The organism is Halopseudomonas sp., assembly GCF_041579695.1.
Lineage (GTDB): Bacteria > Pseudomonadota > Gammaproteobacteria > Pseudomonadales > Pseudomonadaceae > Halopseudomonas.
The window spans coordinates 15,208-38,555 of the sequence record NZ_JBFGFI010000011.1 but is presented as its reverse complement, the minus strand read 5'-3'; the positions used below and the strand labels follow the sequence as shown (position 1 = coordinate 38,555).

26 protein-coding genes, 1 tRNA gene and 1 pseudogene are annotated in these 23,348 nt (G+C 58.2%); 13 read left to right on the top strand and 15 right to left on the bottom strand.

All coding sequences use genetic code 11. From position 1 onward, the window contains the following. Positions 1-4: 4 nt before the first annotated feature. Positions 5-616 (bottom strand): cytochrome-c oxidase, cbb3-type subunit II, encoded by a 612-nt coding sequence (gene ccoO / locus ABYA88_RS04455; RefSeq protein ID WP_373185682.1) that lies wholly within the window; start codon positions 614-616, stop codon positions 5-7. Positions 617-626: 10 nt separating this feature from the next. Further along, positions 627-2,054: a cytochrome-c oxidase, cbb3-type subunit I gene (gene ccoN, locus ABYA88_RS04450; RefSeq protein ID WP_373185681.1), complete on the bottom strand. Its 1,428-nt coding sequence runs from the start codon at positions 2,052-2,054 to the stop codon at positions 627-629. A gap of 360 nt (positions 2,055-2,414) precedes the next feature. On the opposite strand from ccoN, the gene ABYA88_RS04445 reads away from it, so the two are divergent. Next, positions 2,415-3,053, top strand: coding sequence for an alpha/beta family hydrolase (locus ABYA88_RS04445; RefSeq protein WP_373185680.1), 639 nt, complete (start codon positions 2,415-2,417; stop codon positions 3,051-3,053). A gap of 34 nt (positions 3,054-3,087) precedes the next feature. Here ABYA88_RS04445 and ABYA88_RS04440 read toward each other — a convergent pair whose 3' ends face one another. The 3 genes from ABYA88_RS04440 to ABYA88_RS04430 all read right to left on the bottom strand — a co-directional run bounded on the left by ABYA88_RS04440 (position 3,088) and on the right by ABYA88_RS04430 (position 6,887). Then, positions 3,088-4,794 (bottom strand): methyl-accepting chemotaxis protein, encoded by a 1,707-nt coding sequence (locus ABYA88_RS04440; protein ID WP_373185679.1) that lies wholly within the window; start codon positions 4,792-4,794, stop codon positions 3,088-3,090. A 206-nt stretch (positions 4,795-5,000) separates the two neighbouring features. After that, positions 5,001-6,281 (bottom strand): TRAP transporter large permease, encoded by a 1,281-nt coding sequence (locus tag ABYA88_RS04435; RefSeq protein ID WP_373185678.1) that lies wholly within the window; start codon positions 6,279-6,281, stop codon positions 5,001-5,003. A gap of 15 nt (positions 6,282-6,296) precedes the next feature. Further along, positions 6,297-6,887 (bottom strand): TRAP transporter small permease, encoded by a 591-nt coding sequence (locus ABYA88_RS04430; protein WP_373185677.1) that lies wholly within the window; start codon positions 6,885-6,887, stop codon positions 6,297-6,299. Positions 6,888-7,107: 220 nt separating this feature from the next. Here ABYA88_RS04430 and dctP point away from each other — a divergent pair, with 220 nt between their 5' ends. Then, positions 7,108-8,220: a TRAP transporter substrate-binding protein DctP gene (gene dctP / locus ABYA88_RS04425; RefSeq protein WP_373185676.1), complete on the top strand. Its 1,113-nt coding sequence runs from the start codon at positions 7,108-7,110 to the stop codon at positions 8,218-8,220. A gap of 16 nt (positions 8,221-8,236) precedes the next feature. On the opposite strand, the gene ABYA88_RS04420 is transcribed toward dctP, so the two are convergent. After that, positions 8,237-8,331, bottom strand: a tRNA-Sec gene (locus ABYA88_RS04420). A gap of 160 nt (positions 8,332-8,491) precedes the next feature. Here ABYA88_RS04420 and apbC point away from each other — a divergent pair. The 3 genes from apbC (at position 8,492) to ABYA88_RS04405 (ending at position 10,559) form a co-directional block, all read left to right on the top strand. After that, the gene (gene apbC / locus ABYA88_RS04415) at positions 8,492-9,586 is read left to right on the top strand and encodes an iron-sulfur cluster carrier protein ApbC (RefSeq protein ID WP_373185675.1); all 1,095 of its coding nucleotides are present in this window, start codon (positions 8,492-8,494) and stop codon (positions 9,584-9,586) included. Between the two features lie 96 nt (positions 9,587-9,682). Then, positions 9,683-10,249 (top strand): dCTP deaminase, encoded by a 567-nt coding sequence (gene dcd / locus ABYA88_RS04410; RefSeq protein WP_373185674.1) that lies wholly within the window; start codon positions 9,683-9,685, stop codon positions 10,247-10,249. A gap of 94 nt (positions 10,250-10,343) precedes the next feature. Continuing rightward, positions 10,344-10,559: a hypothetical protein gene (locus ABYA88_RS04405; protein ID WP_373185673.1), complete on the top strand. Its 216-nt coding sequence runs from the start codon at positions 10,344-10,346 to the stop codon at positions 10,557-10,559. 99 nt (positions 10,560-10,658) lie between these two features. Here ABYA88_RS04405 and ABYA88_RS04400 read toward each other — a convergent pair whose 3' ends face one another. After that, the gene (locus ABYA88_RS04400; protein ID WP_373185672.1) at positions 10,659-11,393 is read right to left on the bottom strand and encodes a TorF family putative porin; all 735 of its coding nucleotides are present in this window, start codon (positions 11,391-11,393) and stop codon (positions 10,659-10,661) included. A gap of 206 nt (positions 11,394-11,599) precedes the next feature. Beyond that, on the bottom strand, positions 11,600-12,043 hold the full coding sequence (locus ABYA88_RS04395; RefSeq protein WP_373185671.1) for a GNAT family N-acetyltransferase: 444 nt from the start codon (positions 12,041-12,043) through the stop codon (positions 11,600-11,602). A gap of 68 nt (positions 12,044-12,111) precedes the next feature. On the opposite strand from ABYA88_RS04395, the gene ABYA88_RS04390 reads away from it, so the two are divergent. Beyond that, the gene (locus ABYA88_RS04390) at positions 12,112-12,540 is read left to right on the top strand and encodes a universal stress protein (protein ID WP_373185670.1); all 429 of its coding nucleotides are present in this window, start codon (positions 12,112-12,114) and stop codon (positions 12,538-12,540) included. A 14-nt stretch (positions 12,541-12,554) separates the two neighbouring features. Here the strand turns inward: ABYA88_RS04390 and ABYA88_RS04385 are convergent, their stop codons facing one another. After that, positions 12,555-12,791 carry a hypothetical protein gene (locus ABYA88_RS04385; protein WP_373185669.1) on the bottom strand — a complete coding sequence of 79 codons (237 nt, stop codon included), beginning with the start codon at positions 12,789-12,791 and terminating at the stop codon, positions 12,555-12,557. Positions 12,792-12,922: 131 nt separating this feature from the next. Between ABYA88_RS04385 and ABYA88_RS04380 the strand changes: the two genes are divergently transcribed. The 3 genes from ABYA88_RS04380 to ABYA88_RS04370 all read left to right on the top strand — a co-directional run bounded on the left by ABYA88_RS04380 (position 12,923) and on the right by ABYA88_RS04370 (position 15,238). Next, on the top strand, positions 12,923-13,120 hold the full coding sequence (locus ABYA88_RS04380; RefSeq protein WP_373185668.1) for a CsbD family protein: 198 nt from the start codon (positions 12,923-12,925) through the stop codon (positions 13,118-13,120). A 165-nt stretch (positions 13,121-13,285) separates the two neighbouring features. Continuing rightward, positions 13,286-14,176, top strand: coding sequence for an EamA family transporter (locus tag ABYA88_RS04375; RefSeq protein ID WP_373185667.1), 891 nt, complete (start codon positions 13,286-13,288; stop codon positions 14,174-14,176). A gap of 237 nt (positions 14,177-14,413) precedes the next feature. After that, complete coding sequence (locus ABYA88_RS04370; RefSeq protein ID WP_373185666.1) at positions 14,414-15,238, top strand: CAP domain-containing protein; 825 nt, start codon at positions 14,414-14,416, stop codon at positions 15,236-15,238. 36 nt (positions 15,239-15,274) lie between these two features. Here the strand turns inward: ABYA88_RS04370 and ABYA88_RS04365 are convergent, their stop codons facing one another. Beyond that, positions 15,275-15,556, bottom strand: coding sequence for a peptidylprolyl isomerase (locus ABYA88_RS04365; RefSeq protein ID WP_373185665.1), 282 nt, complete (start codon positions 15,554-15,556; stop codon positions 15,275-15,277). Between the two features lie 103 nt (positions 15,557-15,659). Here ABYA88_RS04365 and ABYA88_RS04360 point away from each other — a divergent pair, with 103 nt between their 5' ends. Further along, the gene (locus ABYA88_RS04360) at positions 15,660-15,956 is read left to right on the top strand and encodes a hypothetical protein (protein ID WP_373185664.1); all 297 of its coding nucleotides are present in this window, start codon (positions 15,660-15,662) and stop codon (positions 15,954-15,956) included. Here ABYA88_RS04360 and ABYA88_RS04355 read toward each other — a convergent pair. Next, the gene (locus ABYA88_RS04355; protein WP_373185663.1) at positions 15,945-16,292 is read right to left on the bottom strand and encodes a DUF3135 domain-containing protein; all 348 of its coding nucleotides are present in this window, start codon (positions 16,290-16,292) and stop codon (positions 15,945-15,947) included. The two genes, ABYA88_RS04360 and ABYA88_RS04355, sit on opposite strands and share 12 nt — an antisense overlap. 333 nt (positions 16,293-16,625) lie before the next feature. Here ABYA88_RS04355 and ABYA88_RS04350 point away from each other — a divergent pair, with 333 nt between their 5' ends. After that, entirely contained in the window at positions 16,626-17,534 is a 909-nt protein-coding gene (locus ABYA88_RS04350; protein WP_373185662.1) for a CHAD domain-containing protein, read from the top strand. A gap of 75 nt (positions 17,535-17,609) precedes the next feature. Here ABYA88_RS04350 and ABYA88_RS04345 read toward each other — a convergent pair. The 3 genes and pseudogenes from ABYA88_RS04345 to ABYA88_RS04335 form a co-directional block, all read right to left on the bottom strand. After that, positions 17,610-17,985: pseudogene (locus tag ABYA88_RS04345) on the bottom strand (zinc-binding dehydrogenase); the annotation flags it as partial. 94 nt (positions 17,986-18,079) lie between these two features. Next, a complete protein-coding gene (locus ABYA88_RS04340; protein WP_373185661.1) occupies positions 18,080-19,489 on the bottom strand; it encodes a dihydrolipoyl dehydrogenase in 1,410 nt (469 codons plus the stop codon). 150 nt (positions 19,490-19,639) lie between these two features. Next, positions 19,640-20,188 carry a PRC-barrel domain-containing protein gene (locus tag ABYA88_RS04335; protein WP_373185660.1) on the bottom strand — a complete coding sequence of 183 codons (549 nt, stop codon included), beginning with the start codon at positions 20,186-20,188 and terminating at the stop codon, positions 19,640-19,642. Between the two features lie 379 nt (positions 20,189-20,567). Here ABYA88_RS04335 and ppnN point away from each other — a divergent pair, with 379 nt between their 5' ends. Both ppnN and ABYA88_RS04325 read left to right on the top strand, forming a co-directional pair. Continuing rightward, positions 20,568-21,935: a nucleotide 5'-monophosphate nucleosidase PpnN gene (gene ppnN, locus ABYA88_RS04330; protein ID WP_373185659.1), complete on the top strand. Its 1,368-nt coding sequence runs from the start codon at positions 20,568-20,570 to the stop codon at positions 21,933-21,935. Between the two features lie 78 nt (positions 21,936-22,013). Beyond that, entirely contained in the window at positions 22,014-22,361 is a 348-nt protein-coding gene (locus ABYA88_RS04325) for a hypothetical protein (protein ID WP_373185658.1), read from the top strand. Between the two features lie 41 nt (positions 22,362-22,402). Here the strand turns inward: ABYA88_RS04325 and ABYA88_RS04320 are convergent, their stop codons facing one another. Next, positions 22,403-23,185, bottom strand: a complete 783-nt coding sequence (locus ABYA88_RS04320; RefSeq protein ID WP_373185657.1) for an SDR family oxidoreductase — start codon at positions 23,183-23,185, stop codon at positions 22,403-22,405. Positions 23,186-23,348: the final 163 nt, after the last annotated feature.

Here is a 23,348-nt window from a genome sequence, read left to right as displayed (position 1 = left end):
ATGGTTACCGACGATCCGAGAGCACGGTGCCCAAGTGCTGCAGGTAGGCAATCAGTGCATCCATTTCTGTTACGCCGCGAACCATTTCCGCTGCGCCGGCGATGTCTTCGTCGGTGTAGGGCACGCCCAGGCGCTGCATGGCGCGAAGCTTGGCTTCGGTATGGTCACCGCTCAGTTCGTTCTCCTGCAGCCATGGGTAGGACGGCATTTTCGACTCCGGCACCACATCCCGCGGGTTGATCAGGTGAGCGCGGTGCCAGTCATCCGAATAACGCTGGCCTACGCGGGCCAGATCCGGGCCGGTACGCTTGGAGCCCCACAGGAACGGGTGCTCCCAGACGCTTTCGCCAGCTACCGAATAATGTCCATAGCGCTCGGTCTCGGAGCGGAAAGGGCGAACCATCTGCGAGTGGCAACCAACGCAGCCTTCGCGGATATAGATGTCACGACCTTCCAGTTCGATTGCGGTGTATGGCCGCAGACCTTCAATCGGCTGAGTGGTTTCCTGCTGGAAAAACAGCGGGACGATTTGGGTGAGGCCACCGAAGCTGATCGCTATAACGATCAGCACCACCAGCAGGCCCAGGTTTTTTTCTACCAGTTCATGTTTTTTCATCGAGTGCTCCTCAGGCCATTTGCGCTGCGGCTTGTGCTTCAGCCGGCTGGTGTGCGCGAATGGTGCGCCAGACGTTGTATGCCATCAGCAGCATGCCGATCAGGAAGAACGCACCGCCGATCATGCGGACGACATAGCCGGGATGGCTGGCTTCCAGTGCTTCGACAAAGCTGTAGGTCAGGGTGCCGTCGACGTTGACTGCGCGCCACATCAGGCCCTGGGTAATGCCGTTGACCCACATGGAGACGATGTACAGCACGGTACCGACCGTAGCGAGCCAGAAGTGCACGTTGATCAGGTTGACGCTGTACATCTCTTCGCGACCGAATACCTTCGGGATCATGTGGTAGAGCGCGCCGATGGATATCATCGCAACCCAGCCCAGAGCACCGGCGTGTACGTGGCCGATAGTCCAGTCGGTGTAATGCGACAGTGCGTTCACCGTCTTGATAGCCATCATCGGACCTTCGAAGGTCGACATGCCGTAGAACGCAAGGGACACCACCAGGAAGCGCAGGATCGGGTCGGTGCGCAGTTTGTGCCAGGCGCCGGAGAGGGTCATCATGCCGTTGATCATGCCGCCCCAGCTGGGAGCCAGCAGGATCAGTGACATCACCATGCCCAGGGACTGCGCCCAGTCGGGCAGTGCGGTGTAGTGCAGGTGGTGCGGACCGGCCCAGATGTAGATCGCAATCAGTGCCCAGAAGTGCACGATAGACAGACGATACGAGTAGATCGGGCGGTTGGCCTGCTTGGGTACGAAGTAGTACATCATGCCCAGGAAGCCGGCAGTCAGGTAAAAGCCCACTGCGTTGTGGCCGTACCACCACTGGATCATTGCGTCGGTGGCGCCAGAGTACATCGAGTATGACTTGAACAGGGATACAGGCATCGCCATGCTGTTGACGATGTGCAGCACCGCAACAGTAATGATGAATGCCCCGAAGAACCAGTTGCCCACATAGATGTGCTTCATCTTGCGCTTCATGATGGTGCCAAAGAACACCAGCGCGTAGGAAACCCACACTATCGCAATCAGAATGTCGATCGGCCACTCGAGCTCGGCATATTCCTTGGTGGAGGTCATGCCCAGTGGCAGGGTGATGGCAGCCAATACGATAACGGCCTGCCAGCCCCAGAACACGAATGCGGCCAGACCGTCCGAGAACAGTCGTGCCTGCGACGTGCGCTGCACGATGTAAAGCGATGTGCCCATCAGGGCGCAGCCACCAAATGCAAAAATGACCGCATTGGTATGCAGCGGGCGCAAGCGTCCGAAGCTGGTCCAGGGCAGGTCAAAGTTGAGGGCGGGCCAGACCAGCTGGGCGGCAATAAAGACGCCAAGGGCCATGCCTACGATACCCCAGATTACCGTCATGACGGCGAACTGGCGTACCACCTTGTAGTTATAGGCTGTCGAAGTGGTAGCTGTGCTCATGCGAGATTCCACGGATAGCAATGGGTTTATGGGTTCTGAAGCGGCGGCAAGTATGAGCAAAGGTTCCCACCATTGCAATGACACAGGTCAAGGTATCAGCTGATTGCGACCGCTCTGGCCGGGCATCAGAGGCCTTTCTGTTCAATTACAATGACGGTGAGAAACGAGGCTCATCCGCCTGTATAGCGCAAGACTGGAAACCGGCCCTGATCTGTAGTTGTATGGCCGGCCCCTCTCTTGCCTCCTTACAAAGGCGGAGAGAGGACAAATGCAAGCTTAGTGGCCATACGACCATATGTGAAGTGAATACCCACAAAGTGGACGTGGCATCTTGTCGCACAGCTTAGAGAGGTGGCTACAATGCCAGGCACCCGGATTATCGACACGCCGCCCGACGCTCAGTTACGGGCTACGCTGCTTCTGGCCCATGGTGCCGGAGCACCTATGGACAGTGCGTTCATGCAGCTGCTTGTGACGGCGCTGAATGGGCAGGGCGTCGCAGTGGTGCGGTTCGAATTTGCGTACATGCGCCAGCGTCGTATCAGTGGCAAGCGGGCTCCTCCAGGTTCGATGGACCTGCTGTTGGAAAAGTTCCGGGAACATTGGGCTGAGACGGTAAGCCAGTACCGCGGACCACTGCTGATCGGCGGCAAATCCATGGGTGGTCGGGTAGCCAGCATGCTCGCTGATGAACTGGGCGCCGCCGGCCTGTGCTGTTTCGGTTACCCCTTCCACCCTCCGGGCAAGCCGGAAAAGACCCGGACCGCGCATCTTGAGAGCCTGCGTACGCAAACGCTGATCCTGCAGGGTACCCGTGACCCGTTCGGCCGCCCAGCCGACGTGGCGGGCTATGATCTGTCGACAGCGATAGAGGTGCACTGGTTGGAAACCGCTGACCATGACTTCCAGCCGCTCAAGCGCAGCGGTAATGATCAGGCGGCCATGATTGGGGAGGCCGCGGTCGCAGTTGGCCGTTTTTGCGAGCAGCGGCTGCGCTGATTCACGAGAGACGCTGTTATGTGGTGTGCCGGGATCAGATCCCCAGTGCCTGAGGCAAAACGCCGGCACTCAGGGTCCCCCAACGACGACCATTGACCTCTAATGGGACGTACAACACAAATACGATGGTGGCGGTCCCTGGCAGTACGAAACTGCCCAGGCCGAGATGCTTCACTTTGTTGAGGTTGTCCAGTTCCCAGCCCTTGGCGACCACGAAGCGCTTGTGCATGCTTTTCGCCGCGTCCACTCTCGGATCTCCGGTGGGCGCCTGGGAGGTAATACTGCGGCTGGCGCCCAGATAGCCATGATCATCGGTGGCAACCATGTAGATCACGCCGTCCTGACCTTGTGAATCCCACTGGTCAAACAGTGGTTGCACACGCTTGCGATAGGCTTCAGCCCAGCTCACGTCGTGTTTCGGTGGGTTGGTTCCGGCTATCTGGGTGTAGTGGCGGTCGAATACGTTGACGCCCTGTTTCTGCAGCGCGTCCAGTTCGCCCTCGATGATGTGCCTGCGGCCCATCAGCTTGTCGGTGGCTGCTTCAAGGTTGCCTTGGCCGAGGCGGAAGCGACACAGCTCCTGCAGGATCTGGTTGGTATTTTCGCGCTGGGTATCGGCCTGCTTGAGGGTGTCCGTCATACGCTGACTGATGGTCAGGCTCAGTTCGCGAATGGCGCTGCCATGCTCATGTGTTTCGCTGTTGGTGACGGTCAGTTGTTCCAGCGCACTGCTGACCATAAGCAGGTCATCGTTGGCCTTCTGGAAGTCGGCGACCATCTGCTCGAACTGCTCGGCGGCGGTGGTCACAGCAATACCGGCATTGTCGGACTGCTCCTGCATGCTCTGAGTCTGCTTGTCCGCCCCGGACATCGCGGTGAACATCTTCTCCATCAACTGGCCGATCTGGTCGGCCGCGCTGCCAACCTTGATCGACAGATTGCGCACTTCATCGGCTACCACAGCAAACCCCCGGCCCTGTTCTCCGGCGCGGGCCGCCTCGATTGCCGCGTTCAGCGCCAGCATGTTGGTCTGTGCCGAGAAGTCCTGCACGGTCTGGAGAATATGTCGGATCTGACCTGAGGTCTGGTCGAGCGCGGTGATGTTGTCTTTGAAACCGGACATGGACTCACTGATCTGCAGTATCTGGTCCCGTGCGGTGCCCAGCTGCTCGCTCGATTGCCGGGCGACGTCAAGATTGCGGCTGTTCATGCCGGTAATTTCGGAGGCGCGGCCGGATACGTCCTGGAGGGCGCTGGTGGTCTGTTCGGTTGCCTGGAATATTAGCTCGGACAGGCCCTGCTGTTTTCTCGCATCCAGCGCCGCCTGGTCAGCAAGCATGCGGCTTTGTGCGGAGGTGAACGCGATACGCAAACACTGCTGTTGGAAGCTGACCATCATCTCGCGCAGACGCCCGGTGAACGTATCAATCTGGTCCCGCCCTGCAGAGGAAGAGGCGCTGGCCGGCTCTTTGGCTGAGAGATCCAGTTGCTTGCCGTTGATAGATTCCAGCCATTGCATCACTGGCCCGCTATCGGATTCTGCGCGGCGCGTGTGCCACGTGAGGATCAGGGCGACCGGCGCCAGTACCAGGCTGAGACCAAACAGCAGACCGGATGTCTGCCACAACAGCACGGTGATGAAGGCGATCTGGCAGGTCATCAGTACAGCGAAAGGAATGACTGACGGAATGGGCGGGGCGTCGACAGTCAGCTCCTTGCCCGGTGCGGATTTGCTGTTCATGGATTCCTCAGCGCAAATACGTTGCGATTATTGTTATGCGGCTGCCTGTACCGGCTTCCTCTGAGGAGTATAAGGATTTCCCGATGACTCCGCTCTAGGGTTATCGGCAAGTCGGCGGAATCGATGAGCGCCAGCGCTGCCGTTTTGTCGGAGCAATGGGAGCTTTCCTGCAGACCGGCCCGCCAGCGGCCTGCCGGATCCAGAGCTTAACCGGCGAGCGAAGGTAGCCAGAGCGAGATGGAAGGAAACATGATCAGCAGCACTGTCGCCAGAAGCAGTATGAAGATGAAGGGAGGTGTGCCCTTGATCACATCGAAATATGGCCGGCGGAATACTGCCATGGCGGTGAAGATGTCGCAGCCAAAGGGCGGCGTCGCCGAGCCGATCGCGGCCTGCAACGTAACGATGACCCCCACGTGAATCGGGTCCAGGCCGGCAATCTCGACAGCCGGCTTGAACAGGGGCGTCAGAATCAGGATGACCACGATCGGATCGACAAACATGCAGCCGACAAAAAACGAGACCGCAATCAGCGCCAGGACCAGCGTCTGGCTGTCACCAATGCTCTCGATCACTGGCCCGAGAATGGCCTGGGGTATGCCGGCAAAGGAAATGGTGTAGGTGAACGCATTACCTGCAGCGACCAGAATAAACACCACACCGGTTATCAAACCGGTCGACAATGCTATGTCCCACAGCTCGCGCACCTTGACCGAGCGGAGCACGACCACTTCCAGCAACAGTGCATAGAGCACCGCGATTGCCGCAGCTTCGGTAGGGCTGAAAATACCGCCGTAGATGCCGCCGACCACCACTACCGGGAAGCCCAATGGCAGCGCTGCCTTTTTCAGCGCCTCCCAGCGGGCCAGCCAGCTGGCGCGCTCCTCGGGCTCGATGCCCATGCGAATCGAGCCGACCCAGCAATAGATGGAGAACATCAGCAAAATCAGAAAGCCGGGCAGGATGCCGGCGATGAACAGGTCGCCGATAGAGGCACCTGAGACCACCCCGTAGATGATCATGCCGATACTTGGCGGTATCAGTAGCGCAATGTCGCTGGCGTTAATGATCAGCGCAATACTGAACGCGTCCGAGTAGCCTTTCTGCAGCAGCTTGGGCCGCATCGGTCCGCCCATGGCGACTACGGTCGCCTGCGTGGAGCCCGATACCGCGCCGAACAGCGTGCAGCCTGCAGCGGTGGTGATGGGCAGGCCGCCGCGCAAATGGCCAACAAATGTCTGCACAAGGTCAAGCAATCGGTTAGCCGTGTGGCCGCGGGTCATCAGGTCGGCGGCAAAGATGAACAAAGGTACCGCCGCCAGCGCCCAGGACTGCACACCACTGATCATCTGGCCCATCAGCAGTCCAACATTGTTCATGTCCAGGACCAGAAACAGGAACATCAGCGCAGCCACCAGCAAGGGAACCATCATCGGGAAGCCGAGGAGGAGCAGAACGATCATCGTTACAATGATGAGTGTCAGCATGTGCGGATCACCTGTTCAGATGTGTTCAACGTCCACCTCCTCGTATTCTTCCTTGTCATTAAAGGAGCGATAGATGTCTTTGGAGATCAGGTTGCGAATAGCTGTCAGCCAATACTGAATGCCGGCCAGAGCAAAGCCTATGGGCGCCACCATGTATGGAATCCACAGCGGAATTTGCAGGGCCGAAGAGTCGCGGCCGCGCGACTGGATCGCTTCCACGTAGTCCCATGCATGGAAGCAGAAATAGAACATCAGGGTCCCGGTCAGAATACTGATGGTTACCAGTGCCGCCTTGCGCGGCAGACCCTTGAGCTGGTCATAGAAGGCTGACATGCAAATGTGCCGGGCCTTGCGTACTCCATAACCAAGGCCGGCGAAAGTAATGATCACCATGCTCATCTGTGTCAGTTCGACCTGGCCCGTCACGCCGGTGCCGAACAGTTGCCGGCCAATGACATGCACAATAAGCATTGCGGCAACCAGCAGCACGGTCAGTCCCAGAATCCCTTCTTCAATGTACTCGGCAAATCGGTCCAGTAGCGAGAAAGCTTTCTTGGCTGCGCGTTTAATGGATCCCTCTGCTGAGGGCTCGGCACTTCCGGGCATGTGCTTGTCCTTTCTCGGGCCTGGCAAATCAGGCGAGGCCGCGGCCCAGCGAGGGCCGCGCGCTATTATTCGATACGTGACAGCGCTGGCATCGCACTGGCACGGTGAATGCTCCTGTTCTCAACATAGCGCATTTACATTGTCTTTGCACAAAATGGACAAGTGGCGGTCATGTGTTATGGTTTGGTAGTTAACCAGAACAATTCATAAGGAGCGTTCGATGAAAATGCGTAATGGAATCATAGGTATGGCTGTACTGGCGCTGGCAGCGTGCGGTGGCGACGAGCCGGAAACCGCAGCACCGGAAACAGCAGCAGCCGAGCCGGCTGAAGCCATGGTACAGACCTGGGGTATTGGTCTGGAAGAAATCGAAGGCAGCGTTCAGTACGAGTACGGCGCCAAATTCGCCGAGCTGATCAACGAGAAGACCGACGGCGAAGTCGAGGTCAAGCTCTATCCTTACGGACAGTTGGGCGGCCTGACGGACATTTATGACCAGGTGCAGGCCGGCGCGATCGAAATGGCGTTCGGTTCCGGATTTTTGGGTGGCACCGTTCCCGAGTCGCAGCTGTTCAGTCTGAACTTTGTGCTGACCGACGACGAGAAGAAGAATACCGAGATCCTCAACGATGCGGCCTTCCGTAAAAACGAAGACCTGGTCGCGTCCTTCCGCGAGCGCGACCTGTATCCGCTGGCGATCGTGCCAGAGGGTTGGCAGGTATGGAGCGCCAACAAGGAAATCCGTACTCCCGAGGATTTTGACGGCGTTGCAATCCGTACCATGGATAACCGTCTGTTGCGCGAGACTTACAGTGCCTATGGCGCTGAGCCGACCACCATGGAATATGGTGAACTGTTCAGCGGCATGCAGCTGGGTCAGCTGGACGCCAACATCCAGCCGGTGTTCGCTCACCAAGAGATGGATTTCTACCAGGTGCAGGATTATCTGATCTTCGCCAACCAGGCCCAGTTCATTGCGACCTTCATGGCGAACGAGGACTGGTATGACGGGCTCTCTGATGAGTACAAGGAAGCAGTCGACGAAACTGTAGCCGAACTCGTACCGTACATCCACGAGGTGCAGAAGCGTCTTAATGACGAGCGTCTGGAAATCATCACCGAAAACAGCGACATCGAGCTGGTTTATCTTACTCCGGAAGAGCGTCAGGCATTCCGTGAACTCAGCTTGCCTGTACGTGACACCTTTGCCGAGATGGTTGGTGAGCGTGGTACGCGGCTCATGAACGTGCTCATCGAGCAGGTTGAAGAAGCCGAAGGGGAAGACGTTGGTGAAGAAATGGCTGCCGAGGCTGAAACCGAAACTGCAGAGTAATACTGCGAATATCGGTTGGCGGAAGGGAATAGGAGTCGAACCTACCAGACGCGCCTGGCGCATCTCACCGGGTTTGAAGTCCGGGCGCCCCACCGGGGACGATGCCCTTCCGTTGGCCGCTAGGCTAGCATAGAGACGGCGACAGGCCTAAAGCCTGCCGCCGTTTTTTATGGGCGGGACTGCCAGCGCCCTGGTTTGTCCGTCATCGGCCTTTCATGCCTTCCGGTCCGCCAGTAGGATAGGGCCATTACTTTTCCAGTCCGGATGACTTATGACCGAGATATCACGCTCCTCTATCGAACAGGCCCTGGCCCAGTATCAGGACCCCTACCTCAAGACCGACCTTATAACCGCAGGCTGTCTGCGCCAACTGGATATTACCGGTGCCGATGTGCAGGCCGAATTTGTGCTCGGTTACGCCGCCGGGGGAATTAGAAGTGGTATCGAGCAAATGCTTCAGGTTGCGGTGCAGAATGTCGAGGGTGTTGGCTCCGTGCGCGTCAGTGTCCGCTGTGAGGTCCAAGCGGCACCGGCGCAGGGCACCATAGAAGCCCTGAGCAATGTCAGGAATATCATCGCTGTTGCTTCGGGCAAGGGGGGTGTCGGCAAATCCACAACTGCGGTCAATCTTGCGCTGGCGTTATCCCGCGAGGGCGCCCGTGTCGGTGTGCTGGATGCGGATATCTACGGGCCAAGCATGGGCCTGATGCTCGGCTTGCCAGAGGGCACACGGCCGCAGGTCAAGGACCAGAAGTTCTTTATCCCGCCGCGGGCTCACGGCGTGCAGGTCATGTCGATGGCGTTTCTGGTGGACGACAACACGCCTGTGGTCTGGCGGGGCCCGATGGTTTCTGGTGCGCTGATGCAGTTGCTGACGCAGACCGCCTGGGACGACCTGGACTACCTGGTCGTCGATATGCCGCCGGGCACTGGTGATATTCAGCTTACGCTCGCCCAGAAGGTTCCGGTGACCGGGGCGGTGATCGTCACTACGCCTCAGGATCTTGCTTTGCTCGATGCAAAAAAAGGCATCGAGATGTTCGCCAAGGTGAATATTCCGGTGCTTGGCGTGGTGGAAAACATGGCCATCCACATCTGCTCCAACTGTGGTCACAGCGAGCACCTGTTTGGCGAGGGCGGGGGTGAGCGTCTTGCCACCGAGTATGCGGTGGACCTGCTGGCGTCAATGCCGCTGTCGATGATGATCCGTGAGCAGACCGATGCGGGTACACCCACCGTAGTTGCCGAGCCCGAATGCCAGATCAGCATGATCTATCAGGACATGGCCCGCCACGTAGGTGCGCGCATAGCCGAACGTGCCAGGCTGGGCTCGGCCATGCCGGAGATCAGTATCAGCGACGACTGAGGCTTGTCTGCACGCACAGCGGTGCCGGCGGGGCTTTTTCCCGCTGGCATTACCCGGTAACATGCGGTCTCTTTTCGGCACATCGCAGGGCACATCATGAGCATCAAGTCTGACCGTTGGATACGTCGCATGTCCCAGGAACAGGGAATGATCGAGCCCTACGTGGAGCGTCAGGTACGCGGCGATGAAGGCAACCGGGTCATCTCCTACGGTGTCTCCAGTTATGGCTACGATGTGCGCTGCTCGAACGAGTTCAAGGTGTTTACCAACATCCACTCGGCGACGGTGGATCCCAAGCACTTCGACGACAACAGCTTTGTCGATATCACCAGCGATGTGTGCATCATCCCACCGAATTCCTTTGCGCTGGCGCGGACTGTCGAGTACTTCCGTATTCCGCGCAATGTGCTGACCATCTGCCTGGGCAAGAGCACTTATGCGCGCTGCGGCATTATCGTCAATGTCACGCCGTTGGAGCCCGAGTGGGAAGGGCACGTCACCCTGGAGTTCTCCAACACCACTACCCTGCCGGCCAAGATATATGCCAATGAGGGTGTGGCGCAGATGCTGTTCTTCGAGTCCGACGAGCCTTGCGAAATCTCATACCGTGACCGTGACGGCAAATATCAGGGTCAGCGGGGCGTCACACTGCCACGCGCTTGAGCCTTGGCATCAGGGGCTTCAACTTTGGTCTAATTGCTGCCTCACGGACTCTTGTTGCACGCTGGTACGACACGTTGTCGAACGAGGTATTGCTGTGAAAATTCTGCGGACTCTGGGTTACTGCTTTCTGTTCGTGATGGTGCCGCTGGGCGGGGTGCTTGCGGCTTATCCGGACCAGATCAGCGGATTCATATCGGCTCTGCTGCGAACAGATGTCAGTCGCGGCGCGTTGGGTATCGCTTTTCTGTTTATCTCTGCAGTATGCATGAAGGTGGATCTGGGAATACGCCGGCGCGCGGCGGAAGCCTGAACAAAAAAAACGGACGCCTGTTTCCATGGCGCCCGCTTTATGTTCTGAAGAAACCAGAACGAATGGCTGACACCGGCGCCCTCAGGCGCCGGTGTTGTTTCAGAAGCTCTTGGCGACTGACAGGGTGAAGTTGGAGTCACAGGAATCGCTGTCCACATAAATCTGTGTGCAATCGTCACCCAGGTCGGTATCGCTGTACATCACTGCCCAGTCAAGGCCCAACATGGTCTTGCCCAGGGTCAGAGCCCAGTCATCGTACTCGGCATCGCTGCTGGTCGGTCCGATCGCGTCCTTGGTGTCTGTACGGCCGTAATGCAGGCCCAGGCCGATGTCGTAAGGCAGTTCAAAACCGTAGCCGACGTAGGTATAGAGAGCGCTACCGGGCTCGTAGGCGTATTTGGCACCTACTGTGAAGCCGTACAGGTCGACGCTGGCCAGCACTTCATCGACTGCATCAATGCCCTGGGGGAAAGTGTAGGTAGCCCATGCCAGATCGTAGCTGATGTCGTCAGTAATGCTGCCGGCATAGCCGATGTAATAGTCGAGCTCGATGCTTGCGCCGCCGAAGTCCTCATCAGCCACATTGGAGCCCCACGCCCCGATGTAGACGCCGCTCTCGTGGGCGAAGTCGAGGCTGGCCTGCACAGCGCCGGCACCGTTGGTCTGCGATTGACCACGCCAGATGTAGTCAGAAGCCAGGGTGGCGGTCATGCTCGCATCGATTGCACCGATAGCGGTCTCGAAGGTTTCGGCATGGGCCATATTGGCGAAGCCGAGGGTGCTTGCAGTAGCGATTGCGGCTGTCAGTTTTTTCATCATTTTCGTGTTCCCCATGTTTTGTGATTCCTAACGTCTTCCAAAAAGCGTTGGCATGGGAGTCATAGCATTTTGCTTGCCATGTTTTTATTTATCTATAAAAAACATAGGCTTGGGCGTATTTTATCGGTGGTATCCCAACGGGAGACAGTCATGAGACCGCGGTAATGCCCTGAACCGGTGCATTGTCAAAGCGCAGAAGGCGAGACTGGTGCGCGGATCGTTCAGCCGTTCAACCACAGCGCTATCAGAGCCTTGTTACGCTGATAGCGCTGCAGCTTGCTGGCGAGCGATTCCGGCAGCTCCGGACACACCGCAAAGCCGTGTCTGGCGTAGAGATGTTCAAGTCCCGGATGGCAGAACAGCCACACCGAGCCCTCAAGGGAGGCACAGGCATGCTCCAGCAGATACCCGGCCAGCCCTTGCCCGCGCAACGCGGGATCGACAAAAAGGCTGGTGAGCCAATGGCCGTTTGCGATTGGCTGCAGACACAGGCATGCCTGCAGCGATTCACCGCGTATGGCCCAGACCTTGTGTGCAGGCCGGGTTTTCATCTGGCTGCCATGCAAGCGATAGAACTGATCTGCCAGCGCCCGCTCGGCAGGATCGAGGAGAACGCATCGCCGCGAAGTACCTGATTGCAGTCGGTATTGATCTGCGTCAGGCACAATCACCGGCGGCCTGCCACAATTAACATAGCAGAAGGATGAAAACAGGCAGGCAGGAGTAAAAGAAAATGCATACAGTATTATTACCTTTCGACGGTTCGGAAAGCGCGTTGCGCGCCGTCGAGTATCTGGCCGACTTTTCCAAAACCCTGGGTGACGTTACCGTACACGTGGTCAATGTCCAGACCGAGCCAAAACTGTTCGGCAACTATGTCTCGCCAACGATGCTGGATCAATTGCATGCGGGTGCGCTGGATCACGCTGCCGAAGTCAACGCCCAAGCTGCGGACATGCTTCGTGCGGCGAATCTTCAGGTGCAGACACATGAGATAATAGGTGAGGTCGTTAGCGTACTGGTCGAGGCGGCACGTAAGCTGGGCTGTACGATGATCGTGATGGGTACGCGCGGTTTGGGCAGTCTTAGCAGCCTGGTGCTAGGCTCGGTAGCCAGCCATGTGGTGCATGAATCGCCCATACCGGTGCTTTTGGTCAAGTAACGCAGTTGTATTCGCTAGCGTTTACCCATTGAGCGGCGGGTGCCCTTGGGTGCCATACCGATCTTTTTCTCATGGCGCGCATTACTGCCCTTAGAGATCCGTGGTTGACCGGTATTTTTCTGGGGTGCGAAATCGCCGGGCCTGAACGGGAACTTGAAAGCAGGCACAACCGGCCTCGACTTGTCGTCGGTGGCTTCAACCTGGTCGGACTCGGCGGCAGCCAGATCCTCGGTAGACAGATGCGTAGTCATATTGCGGTCCGTGGTAAGCGTTGCGGGCGCGCGAGTATAAGCTTTTTCGATCATGCAGGTATATTTTTCAGGAACTTCCCGAGAGTTCCTCCGGTCAACCTTATTCAAGTCATTTTCTTGTGAGGTGCACCATGAGCGAAAGCGACAAAACAGACAAGTTGAAAGGCAAGGCCAATGAAGCTCTGGGCAAGGTCAAGCAGGGCGTTGGTGAGGCAACCGATAACAAAGACCTGAAAACCAAAGGCAAGGTGCAGGAAGCCAAAGGCAAGGCACAGAACCTGAAAGGTGAGGCCAAGGAAAAGGTCAAGAAGGGCGTAGACAAGGCCTGACCATTTCGGCCTGAATCTGCTCTGTTAAAGCATGACTGAAGAGCCGGCTCTCTGGTGTCGGCTTTTTTGTGGGCGACTGTCCCGCTCTTATCCCGCTCCGCTGTATATGGCGTTAGAGGCTTTACGCAGGCTTAATGGCCTCATACGGATTGAGGGGGTAACGAGATGTCGAGCAGGGATCTGCTGTTGGCGCTGGTTGTGATTGTGGTATGGGGCCTGAACTTCGTGGTCATCATGACCGGTCTGCAACATCTGCCGCCCTTGTTGCTTGGTGCCTTGCGTTTCACGCTGGTGGTTTTTCCAGCCATCCTCTTCGTCAGGCGTCCACAAATCCCATGGCGCTGGTTACTCGCCTATGGCCTGACCATTTCACTCGGCCAGTTTGCCTTTCTGTTCTCTGCCATGGCGGTGGGTATGCCCGCAGGCCTGGCATCTCTGGTACTCCAGTCACAGGCTTTTTTTACTCTGCTGTTCGCCGCAGTGTTCATCGGCGAGCGGGTACGGATGCCCAATCTTGTTGGCCTCGTGGTCGCAGCGGTCGGGCTAACGATGATCGGTATGCAAGTGGACAGGGTCATGACCCTCGCCGGTTTTCTACTGACAATCTGTGCTGCTTCCATGTGGGCTCTGGGCAACGTGGTAACTCGCCGTATCGGCAAGGTAAATCTGGTGGGCCTTGTGGTCTGGGGTAATCTGGTTCCGCCGCTGCCCTTTTTGGTTTTGTCCTGGTGGCTTGAGGGCCCGCAGGCCATCCAGATGGCAATTGCCGGCTTCAGTCTCCAGTCGGCGTTCGTGCTGGCCTACCTCGCGTTTGGCGCCACACTGCTCGGTTACAGTATCTGGGGCCGGCTGTTGTCGCGCTATCCGGCCAGCCAGGTTGCACCCTTCTCGTTACTGGTGCCGGTGGTCGGACTGACGTCGGCCTCACTGCTGCTCGGTGACCGGCTGGGCCTGTGGCAGATGATCGGAGCCCTGCTGGTGATGCTGGGTCTGCTGATTAATGTCTGCGGCGGATGGCTGGTCGGCCGGTTGCGCCCCGTGCCAGCCAGGGTTTGACTCGGCTTTTGAAACAGTCTGAAACCGCCTTCGTTCTGCCCCGCGGAACGAAGGCGATTCTGACTGGTCAACAATAGTTGGTTCGTCCAATCAGCCGCTTTAAGTGGGTGCGGCAAGCATGCTCGCGGCCCGGTAAGTGAAACTCGAGGTTCTCATATGGCTAATCCTTTTTCCTGCAAACCAGAGCCTGCTGCATCCGGCCATGCTCTGCGATCAGCATCTGGCCTTAGTGCAAGCGTGCTTGTCTGCGCCGGACTGGCGTGGGCGTCTGGTGCTGTTGCCCAGCAGAACACAGAACTGGTCAGTCTGATCAACGAGTACCGTGACTCGCCAGCCCAGTGCCAGGGTCAGGAAATGCTCGGTACCGGGCCCCTGGCGCCGAATCCGAAGCTGGCCAAGGTTGATCTGTCTTCTGGCGAATGGCAGGCGGCCTTAGCGCAAGCCGGATACCAGGCATCGGCCGCGCAGTTTGTGCAGCTGTCAGGCCCCGCGGACGCGGAGCAAGCCATGGAGATGATCCGGAACAAATTCTGCTACGTGCTGCGCGGTGGGCAGTACGCTGAAATTGGTGTGTCGCGCTCGGACAACAAATGGCAGATAGTTCTGGCCAGTCCGCTGGTCGACCGGGAATTGATGGGCCGCGACTGGATGGACGTCGGGCAGGGAGTGCTGGCTGAGGTCAATATGGCACGTCGGGAGGCGCGCACTTGTGGCGACCAGGAGTTCGGCGCCGCTAACCCGCTGACCTGGGACGCTCGTCTCGCACGGGCAGCAATGGAACACAGCGATTATATGGCCAGCAATGCCGTCCTTACCCATAGCGGGCCTGGCGGCGAGCAGGTAGACGAACGGGTAGGAATGACCGGCTATGAGTGGCGGAAACTGGGTGAAAACGTCGCAGTAGGACAAAGCTCGCCGAAGCAGGTGGTTAACGCCTGGCTGCACAGCCCGGGGCACTGCGCCAACATCATGAATCCCGAGTTTACTGATATGGGTGCTGCCTTCGAAACCCACCCTGACAGCTCGATATACTGGACCCAGGTTCTGGGTAGCCAACGCTAAGGCAATGCCCGGCCTGAATAGGGCCGGGCGTTGCTATCAGTCCTGACGGCTGGTCACTTCCAGCAGGTGATAGCCGAACTGGGTCTTGACCGGCCCCTGAACGACATTTACTGGGGCGCTGAATACTACGGTGTCGAATTCCTTGACCATCTGCCCCGGCCCGAATGTTCCAAGGTCGCCGCCCTGGCGGCCGGAGGGGCAGGAGGAGTTGTCCTTTGCAATCTGCGCAAAGTCTGCTCCGCCTTCGATGGCGCTTTTCAGTTCGTTGCACTTGTCTTCGGTTGCCACAAGAATGTGACGGGCGCTGGCTTTAGGCATGGGTGGTTGCTCCTGTAATTGAAGGGCAGGAGGTTACCGCAATCGGTTGCTGCCCGGAAGCTTTGCAAGTCACAATCGCGCTACGCGAACAACCGAGAAGCCCATGTCCTGTAACGACCCCATCCTGCACGCCGATACCGAAACCCTTAGTTTCTGCCAGATTGATCGTCTGAACAGACTGCCTAAAGGCACCGCTTTCAGGCTTTTCAAGGCTGGCCGGCAGCAGCTGATCGAAGATCAGGACTATTTTTATCTTCCCGCGGCCACCCATTCACAACTGATAGAGTCGCTAAAGGCCTCGGGTCAGGTTTATTCCACCACCATCAATCTGGTATTGCTGACGCGTGCTGGCTACGCCAGGCTTCGAGAGCGGCAGAAAGCTCCTGGCTCAGGATCCTGAGCGGCGCCGGACAAATGGGATTATTTCGGCGTCGCGGGTTTTTTCGAGAGGGCGTGTAGTGGTCCGCAGCAAATCCAGGCTCGCCTGCAGCTCAACCGCCGAGTCGAGCATCATTTGCGATAGCCTGATGCAGGCCTGCATGGGGTTGTGCGCCTTGCGCCGCTCGGCGTCGATAACAAACGCAAGTCCCTGCAATCTGCGCCTGCCTCGTGGGGAGGCGTTCTGAATTAGCTGCGCTGTAAGGCGTTGGCGAAGCTCTTCCAGCGCTTCAGGCTCCTCCTGGGCCATGATTTTCAGTTCATCGAAGCTGGGTAAACGTAATGAATGCTCGGCCATTGTTCGGTCCCCTGCGGATGGAGGCACGACTCTGCGAGGCAGCGGCAATGGCCTGGCTACCCGGAGCGGAGCCAATTTACTGCTCTGGTATTGCTAGTGACCGCGAGCATGGCAAGTAATTCAGCAAAAAAACGGAGCTGCCGCAAAGGCTGCAGTGCGCTGGCGATACCGCCAAGCTATCGCAGGGATCAGAGGTAACTTCCCAAGGTAGCGCTCAGGCTGGCCTGTCATGAGCTATATTGCCCGTATCTGCTTTGAACCTGGACAGGCTCGTTGGGCCTGCCAAAGTGCGGGTTGCAGCCACCGTTCACTCGGCTGTTTCAGGTGTTTCGCATGTCCTATCGGATAAAACCTCACAAGTCAGCAAGCAAGCAGGTCCGACGTGTCGCCCGGGAGCGGCTGGAGAAAGCGCGCAACGCTCTCCTGCTGCCGGCCGAGGAGCGTGCCCACGGCATTCATCAGGCACGCAAGCGCATAAAGGAAGTGCGGGGCTTGGCGCGGCTGGTGCGCAAGCCGCTGGGTGGCATGTTTGCGCAGGAGAACCGACGCTTGCGCGATATCAACCGCAAGCTGTCAGCCATGCGTGATGCAGGCGCGCTGATTGAAACCTGGGACGCACTAGCCCGGATAGCCCCCGAACTCTTCGCCAGCAAGGAAAAGCTAGCTGTGCGAAAACGCCTGGTGGTGCGCGGGCAGGATGGTGGCCAGACGGTGGAGGAGTCGCATCGGATCCTGAGCGAGGTGCTGGATGATCTTGCAGAAGCAGAGAACGCGGTGGCTTGCTGGCCTGTCACTGGCAAGGATTTTGAGCTGTTCGCCAATGGACTGAAGAAAAGCCTGGGCGATGGCCGCAAAGCCCTTGAGGCCGCCTGCGGGTGCGTCTCGGATGAGCGCCTGCACGATTGGCGTAAACGGGTAAAGGATCATTGGTATCACACGCGCCTGTTGCAGGCAGCCTGGCCAGCAGCGTTCAAGGTCAGAGCGAGCATGCTCAAGGAGCTCTCCGAGCTGCTCGGGCAGGACCATGACCTGGCGATGCTACAGATGGCGCTCGAAGGCGAACCAGCCCTGTTCGGCACTGCGAGACACAGAGAAGAGCTTGCCGCAATTGCAGATGAAAGACGTATCTGGCTACAAAGGCAGGCATTCAAACTGGGTAAGCGCTTATATGCGGAGGCACCTGCGGCCCTGGTCAGACGTTGGGAGCGTTACTGGGCCATTGCGCGGGCGGAACTGCGCTAGCTTCAAGGCCAGCGCATAATCCACGCGCTGAAAATGTTAAAGGCAACTAGCAGACAGAGGCCGATAGATCAGGGTTCAGAATTCGAGACAGATCTTGCCAAAGTGCTTTCCGCTTTCCTCGTGGTGGAAAGCGTCGGCGATCTCTTCCAGTGCAATGGAACGGTCGATGACCGGACGCATGTCCATGATTTCAAGCGCCCGCACCATATCCATCTGATGCCGCCTGCTGCCCACGGTAACGCCCTGTATGCGCGCCTGGCGATACATCAACTCGGCGGTAGACACCTCGCCGCTCATGCCCGTCAGCACGCCGATGAGTGCGATATGTCCGCCCACTTTGATGGCCTTGATCGATTGTGGCAGCGATCCGGGGGCCACCTACTTCTAAGACGATATCCACGCCGCGTCCGCCAGTCAGCTCTCTTACCCGTTCGCCCCAGTTCTGTCGCGTAGACCGCCGGGACCGCGCAATTGGATAGCCTTCATAAGTCTCTCTGCTGTTGTAGTTGATAGAAAGCCGGGACGGGTTGCCGTGCGGCGCCGGATCAATCCAGTGCCTGGATCCTGAATTCACCGCATTGGGCCAGATCCGCGTCATCGCAGGGCACCTGCTTCACGATCTCGCGCAAGGCTTTGCGCAAGCCTTCCTCCAGTACCGGATGGTAGAAGGGCATGCGCAGTACCTGGTGTACGGTCAGGCCTTCGCTGATAGCCAGACCCAGCAGGTGCACCATGTGTTCGGCGGCCGGCACGCACATTTCTGCGCCAACCAGCACCGCATCCTTACGCCGCGCATAGATGCGCATCAGCCCCTCGTTGCGCTGCGCCGCAACAGCGCGGCCCTGTTTCACAAAGCTGGCATCACCGATCAGCGCGTCCTTGTCGAGTTCCGCGAACCGTTGCCCGACAAAAGCGACCCCCGGCTCGATGAACACGATCCCCAGAGGAGTGCGCCGTGGAAATGCAGTCGGTTGGTTGGCCAGTGCGTTATGCGCCGCAATGTAGCCCTCATCTGCGGCCTCATGCAGGATCGGCGCGTGCTGATTGACATCACCCGCGATAAATACCGGCAGGTTGGCGATTTGCGTCGTGGCGGGATCGAAAGGCGGCATGCCTCGATCGTCGAGCGCCACGCCAAGAGATTCCAGGTTGAGGCTGTCGATGTTCGGTTTGCGACCCACGGCCACCAACACCTTGTCCACTTCGACAGTGATTTCGCCTGCCTCAACCAGCACGCTCTGGCCATGGGACCGCAGGTTTACGTCCTCGCCGGTATGGATGGTGAAATCCTTTTCCAGTGCTTCACGCAGCGTGTCATTCACCTGCGGGTCACTGAGCCCTGCGAGTTTTTCGGTTTTGTCGAATGCGTACACCCTGATTCCCAAGTAGGCCAGGGCCTGTGCCATCTCCAGGCCGACCGGTCCGAGGCCGATGACTGCGATGCGGTCGGGCAGAGTCTCTTGCTCGAATAATGTATCGGTGGTCAGTAGGCGGTCGCCCAGTTCTTTCCAGGGCGCGGGCAAGACCGGCCGGGATCCGGTCGCAATAATGATGCGGTCGGCGTGATAGGTCCGACCTTCGACTTCCACGCTATCGGGGCCAGTCAGCCTCGCTCGGCCGGTAATGCTGCGCTCATTCAGCCGGTCGGTAGCCTGCAGGGTGCCGCTGACAAAATGATCGCGAAGGTCGCGCACGTGTTGCAGCACTGCCGGTATGTCGGCAGCAATGCTGTGACTGCCGCGAATACCGAAGGCCTGCAGCTTGATGCAGTCGTGGAATGCGCGGGCGGATTCGATCAGCACCTTCGAGGGCATGCAGCCTACGCGGGCGCAGGTGGTGCCGTAGGCGCCGGCATTGATCATCAGAACCTTGTCGGTCTGCTTGGATACTTCGCGCAATGCGGCCAGCCCAGCGGTACCGGCGCCGATGATAATTACGTCCCAATGTGCAGCCATGCATCCTCCCCTTAAGGTGTTTTCTACAGCCTAGGCTACGCGCCACCAAGGCACGTAAAAAAACCGCCTGCGGACGTATCCGGCAGGCGGTTTATCAAGTGCTTAACTGCCACCCCTCAGGGCGACCTCGTCACCTGATCTTCGGCGCCATTATTCCTGGCCAGCCTTGTCATCATCGCGCTCCATGCTTTCCTTGGTGTTGTGCCAGGCAGTAGCGGTAGCGTGCTTGGTGTTCTCCCAAGCGCTTTGAGTGGTTTCTTTGGTGTTTTTCCATGCCTTATTGAGGTTTTCCTTGGTGCTGTTCCACCACTCCTCGCTGTACTCTTCAAAGCCCTTGAGCTCCTCGCCGGCAGCAGTGACATGGACGTTATAGCTCACGTCGCCAAACATCGGGTTGTCATCTGTAACACGGGCGGTGAAGTCACCACGCTTGACGACTACATCACGTTCGCCGATGCCCAGGAACTCGTTGGTCTGAACAACGATGGAGTGCAGGCCCATGTCATTGCCGAGCAGAATATCTTCAACGTTGCCGACTTCATCGCCGTTGGCGTCGAATACTTCGGCCCCGAGCAGGTCTTCTGCGGAGTAGAGACCTTGTGCATGCATTTCGTGGTCCTCGGCAAAAACCGAGAAGCTCAGGCCCATGGCGCCTGCCAGCAGCGGAATACCCATCTTACGAATTGTCGGTGTGTTCATATCAGTCTCCTCAACTGTTCATTTAATGATGCAAGAGCCTATAGAAAGACTTTTCGTTTTCGTTAATGCGTGCTGATCAGCCGGGAAAGAAAATGGCTGAGCGGCAGTACTACGTTTCCTCGAGTGGAAAGCTTCTGCGCGAGCCTAACGGCGCTCTTTGATCAACTGCATTGACCCTAAGGCTAGTTATATATCCGTAGAACGCCAGCGAAAGTCCGAAATGAATTGAGTCGATACTGCCTAAATATGGCACATTTGCCTTTATGTTCTTTCCGTGTGAACTGACTGGCGACCGGGCTGTCCATATGGCGCTTCTGCTTGAGCGCCGGTCCTGCGACGCTGTTAACATGAGCACAATATTCATTAGCCGGAAGCCCGAATGCGCAATGTAGTCAACGTCTCAGTCAGCCCCAAGGGCACTCTTGAAACGCTTTCCCAGATCGAAGTACAGCAATTGAGCGAAGCAGGATCAGGCAGCACCTACCGGTTGTTCCGCCAGTGCGCATTGGCGATTCTCAATACCGGGGTGCAGATCGATAACGCCAAGGCCATCCTCGAGGCTTACGAGGATTTTGAGGTCAGGATTCACCAGCAGGAGCGGGGAGTCCGACTGGAGCTGATCAACGCTCCCGCCGATGCTTTCGTCGACGGTGAGATGATCGCCAGCACCCGTGAAATGCTGTTCAGCGCGCTGCGCGATGTGGTTTATACCGAAAGCGAACTGGGCAGCCCGCGCATAGACCTGACCAGTTCCCAGGGCATCACCGACTATGTTTTCCATCTGCTGCGTAACGCCCGCACCATGCGGCCAGGCATCGAACCGAAGATGGTCGTTTGCTGGGGCGGCCACTCAATCAATACCGAAGAATACAAGTACACCAAGAAGGTTGGTCATGAGCTGGGCCTGCGCAGTCTGGACATCTGCACGGGCTGTGGACCGGGTGTGATGAAGGGCCCGATGAAAGGCGCAGCGATCGCCCATGCCAAGCAGCGAATAACCACAGGCCGCTATCTGGGCCTGACCGAGCCAGGCATTATCGCTGCCGAGGCGCCCAACCCGATCGTCAATGAGCTGGTTATCCTGCCGGACATCGAAAAGCGTCTGGAAGCATTCGTACGTGTGGGGCATGGCATCATCATCTTCCCCGGCGGGGTGGGCACCGCTGAAGAGTTTCTCTACCTGCTCGGCATTCTTCTGCATCCGGACAACGAGTCGCTGCCGTTCCCGGTTGTGCTTACTGGTCCGAAGAGCGCCGAAGCCTACCTGCAACAGCTGCATGCCTTTGTTGGCGCCACGCTGGGCGAAGAAGCGCAACGGCGTTACGAGGTCATCATCGACGATCCCACCGCCGTTGCTAGGCACATGGCGAAGGGGCTACGCGATGTGACCGGATTCCGGCGCGAGCGCAACGATGCCTACCACTTCAACTGGTTGCTGAAAATCGAGGACGGCTTCCAGCGACCGTTCGATCCTACCCATGCGAATATGGCCAGTCTGCAGTTAAGCCGGGATCTGCCACCCCATGAGCTGGCTGCCAATTTGCGCCGCGCGTTCTCCGGTATCGTTGCCGGTAACGTCAAGGACAAGGGCATTCGCCGGATCGAGAAACATGGTGTGTACGAGATCCAAGGGGACATGGCCGTTACTGCACCCCTGGACAAGCTGCTCGAAGCCTTTGTGGCGCAGCACCGGATGAAGCTGCCGGGTGGTGCCGCGTATGTCCCCTGTTACCGGGTGGTTGCCTGAGGCTCGATCACTGCTACGCTGGGAACACCCCGTCGCAGCGCGGGTCCATTGCAGAACACGCTTACGTGGAGATACAGCATGAAGCAATCAACACAAGCCAGTCTGGTCCGTAACGTTGAGGCTCTTGAGCGCGGCGCGTTTCTTTTAGGCGGGCTGATGCTGGCAGGCAAAGGGCTTCGCCGCGGCGGTTTGCTAGGCATCATCCAGTTTGCGATCGGCGGCGTCGTTCTGGCTCGTGGCATCAATGAGCAGGCTGAAGCTGACTCGGTGGCTGCTACTCCAGCTGCTGGGCAGAATCTTCTGCCAGAGCGTTACAGCCACATGCCGATGGACTCCGAGGTGCATAGCCCCGATTTCGAGCATGGTGCCGTAGAGCTGCCCGATGCCACGCAGATGGGTCACGAGGCACGGGAAGATCGGCGGTAAACACAGGAGTCCAACTCCATAGTCCGCACATGAATGCCGTGCTAGATCTTCATGTGGGCTCCCAGCTTGTCCCGTAGCTGCTCGGGTGTATTGCCGGCGGCCTTGTCCAGATCGGCCAGCTCACTCGGCACGAACCAGTGCAGGGTTTCCGACTGGTAGGCTTCCCATACCGTCCGAGCGACTTCGATCGCCTCGATAACGCGAAATGGGCCTTTAGGTGGTGCGCTGGCAAGCATGTCTTCCGCAGGCATGCCGGTGCGGATCAGCCCAGGCAGGACATCAGCGCAACGGACATCAAAACGACGAAACTCGTTGGACAGAGCCTCGGTCAGCCCCTTGACCGCATGCTTGGTGGCGGCATACACAGCGATCAGTGGCATGCCCATCGTGGCGGAAGAGGACGAGGTGGTGAAGCATAGAGCGTTGGGAGTGGCCTTTAGCAGCGGCAGCGCGGTGTAAATACCGTTGAGCACGCCAACGAGATTCACCTGAATCATGCGCAACTGGTCCTCCAGGGGCATTTCGTCAAAGAAGCCACGCATGGCGATACCGGCATTGTTGAACAGGATATCCATGCGGCCCCCGGTCGCCGTCGAGAACGCGGCGATTGCGGCCTCGAACTGACCCTTGTCGCTCACATCCAGCGCATGCACCAGACAGTTGTCGGCGCCCAGTTCGGTCTGCAGTGCCTCAAGCCCGGCGCGATCCACATCGAAGGCACCGACGAACCAGCCCTGCTGGCTGAAAAGCCGTGCCGTCTCGCGGCCCATGCCAGATGCCGCACCGGTAATAAAGATCGATTGCCTGCCCATTGCCTGAGTCATTGCGCGTACTCCTGCTGTCGAATAAGCGAGCAGGCTAGCGCGGGATTGTCCATTTGTCCGCTACAGTCACAATCGCTGATCAGGTGACCGTGGCGACGGTTATGGGCCATGGGCAAAATTCCGACGGCAAAATGCCGGCCCCATCAGGAATCCGGCATTCAGG

What these genes read in the sequence shown, in the direction of transcription:
- ABYA88_RS04325 (WP_373185658.1), top strand. Translation starts at nt 22,014, where the DNA reads ATGAAGCAATCAACACAAGCCAGTCTGGTCCGTAACGTTGAGGCTCTT.
- ABYA88_RS04445 (WP_373185680.1), top strand. Translation starts at nt 2,415, where the DNA reads ATGCCAGGCACCCGGATTATCGACACGCCGCCCGACGCTCAGTTACGG.
- ABYA88_RS04340 (WP_373185661.1), bottom strand. Translation starts at nt 19,489, where the DNA reads ATGGCTGCACATTGGGACGTAATTATCATCGGCGCCGGTACCGCTGGG.
- ABYA88_RS04380 (WP_373185668.1), top strand. Translation starts at nt 12,923, where the DNA reads ATGAGCGAAAGCGACAAAACAGACAAGTTGAAAGGCAAGGCCAATGAA.
- ABYA88_RS04430 (WP_373185677.1), bottom strand. Translation starts at nt 6,887, where the DNA reads ATGCCCGGAAGTGCCGAGCCCTCAGCAGAGGGATCCATTAAACGCGCA.
- ABYA88_RS04440 (WP_373185679.1), bottom strand. Translation starts at nt 4,794, where the DNA reads ATGAACAGCAAATCCGCACCGGGCAAGGAGCTGACTGTCGACGCCCCG.
- apbC (WP_373185675.1), top strand. Translation starts at nt 8,492, where the DNA reads ATGACCGAGATATCACGCTCCTCTATCGAACAGGCCCTGGCCCAGTAT.
- ppnN (WP_373185659.1), top strand. Translation starts at nt 20,568, where the DNA reads ATGCGCAATGTAGTCAACGTCTCAGTCAGCCCCAAGGGCACTCTTGAA.
- ABYA88_RS04390 (WP_373185670.1), top strand. Translation starts at nt 12,112, where the DNA reads ATGCATACAGTATTATTACCTTTCGACGGTTCGGAAAGCGCGTTGCGC.
- ABYA88_RS04335 (WP_373185660.1), bottom strand. Translation starts at nt 20,188, where the DNA reads ATGAACACACCGACAATTCGTAAGATGGGTATTCCGCTGCTGGCAGGC.
- ABYA88_RS04435 (WP_373185678.1), bottom strand. Translation starts at nt 6,281, where the DNA reads ATGCTGACACTCATCATTGTAACGATGATCGTTCTGCTCCTCCTCGGC.
- ABYA88_RS04385 (WP_373185669.1), bottom strand. Translation starts at nt 12,791, where the DNA reads ATGACTACGCATCTGTCTACCGAGGATCTGGCTGCCGCCGAGTCCGAC.
- dctP (WP_373185676.1), top strand. Translation starts at nt 7,108, where the DNA reads ATGAAAATGCGTAATGGAATCATAGGTATGGCTGTACTGGCGCTGGCA.
- ccoO (WP_373185682.1), bottom strand. Translation starts at nt 616, where the DNA reads ATGAAAAAACATGAACTGGTAGAAAAAAACCTGGGCCTGCTGGTGGTG.
- ccoN (WP_373185681.1), bottom strand. Translation starts at nt 2,054, where the DNA reads ATGAGCACAGCTACCACTTCGACAGCCTATAACTACAAGGTGGTACGC.
- ABYA88_RS04400 (WP_373185672.1), bottom strand. Translation starts at nt 11,393, where the DNA reads ATGGGGAACACGAAAATGATGAAAAAACTGACAGCCGCAATCGCTACT.
- ABYA88_RS04360 (WP_373185664.1), top strand. Translation starts at nt 15,660, where the DNA reads ATGTCCTGTAACGACCCCATCCTGCACGCCGATACCGAAACCCTTAGT.
- dcd (WP_373185674.1), top strand. Translation starts at nt 9,683, where the DNA reads ATGAGCATCAAGTCTGACCGTTGGATACGTCGCATGTCCCAGGAACAG.
- ABYA88_RS04355 (WP_373185663.1), bottom strand. Translation starts at nt 16,292, where the DNA reads ATGGCCGAGCATTCATTACGTTTACCCAGCTTCGATGAACTGAAAATC.
- ABYA88_RS04320 (WP_373185657.1), bottom strand. Translation starts at nt 23,185, where the DNA reads ATGACTCAGGCAATGGGCAGGCAATCGATCTTTATTACCGGTGCGGCA.
- ABYA88_RS04365 (WP_373185665.1), bottom strand. Translation starts at nt 15,556, where the DNA reads ATGCCTAAAGCCAGCGCCCGTCACATTCTTGTGGCAACCGAAGACAAG.
- ABYA88_RS04375 (WP_373185667.1), top strand. Translation starts at nt 13,286, where the DNA reads ATGTCGAGCAGGGATCTGCTGTTGGCGCTGGTTGTGATTGTGGTATGG.
- ABYA88_RS04350 (WP_373185662.1), top strand. Translation starts at nt 16,626, where the DNA reads ATGTCCTATCGGATAAAACCTCACAAGTCAGCAAGCAAGCAGGTCCGA.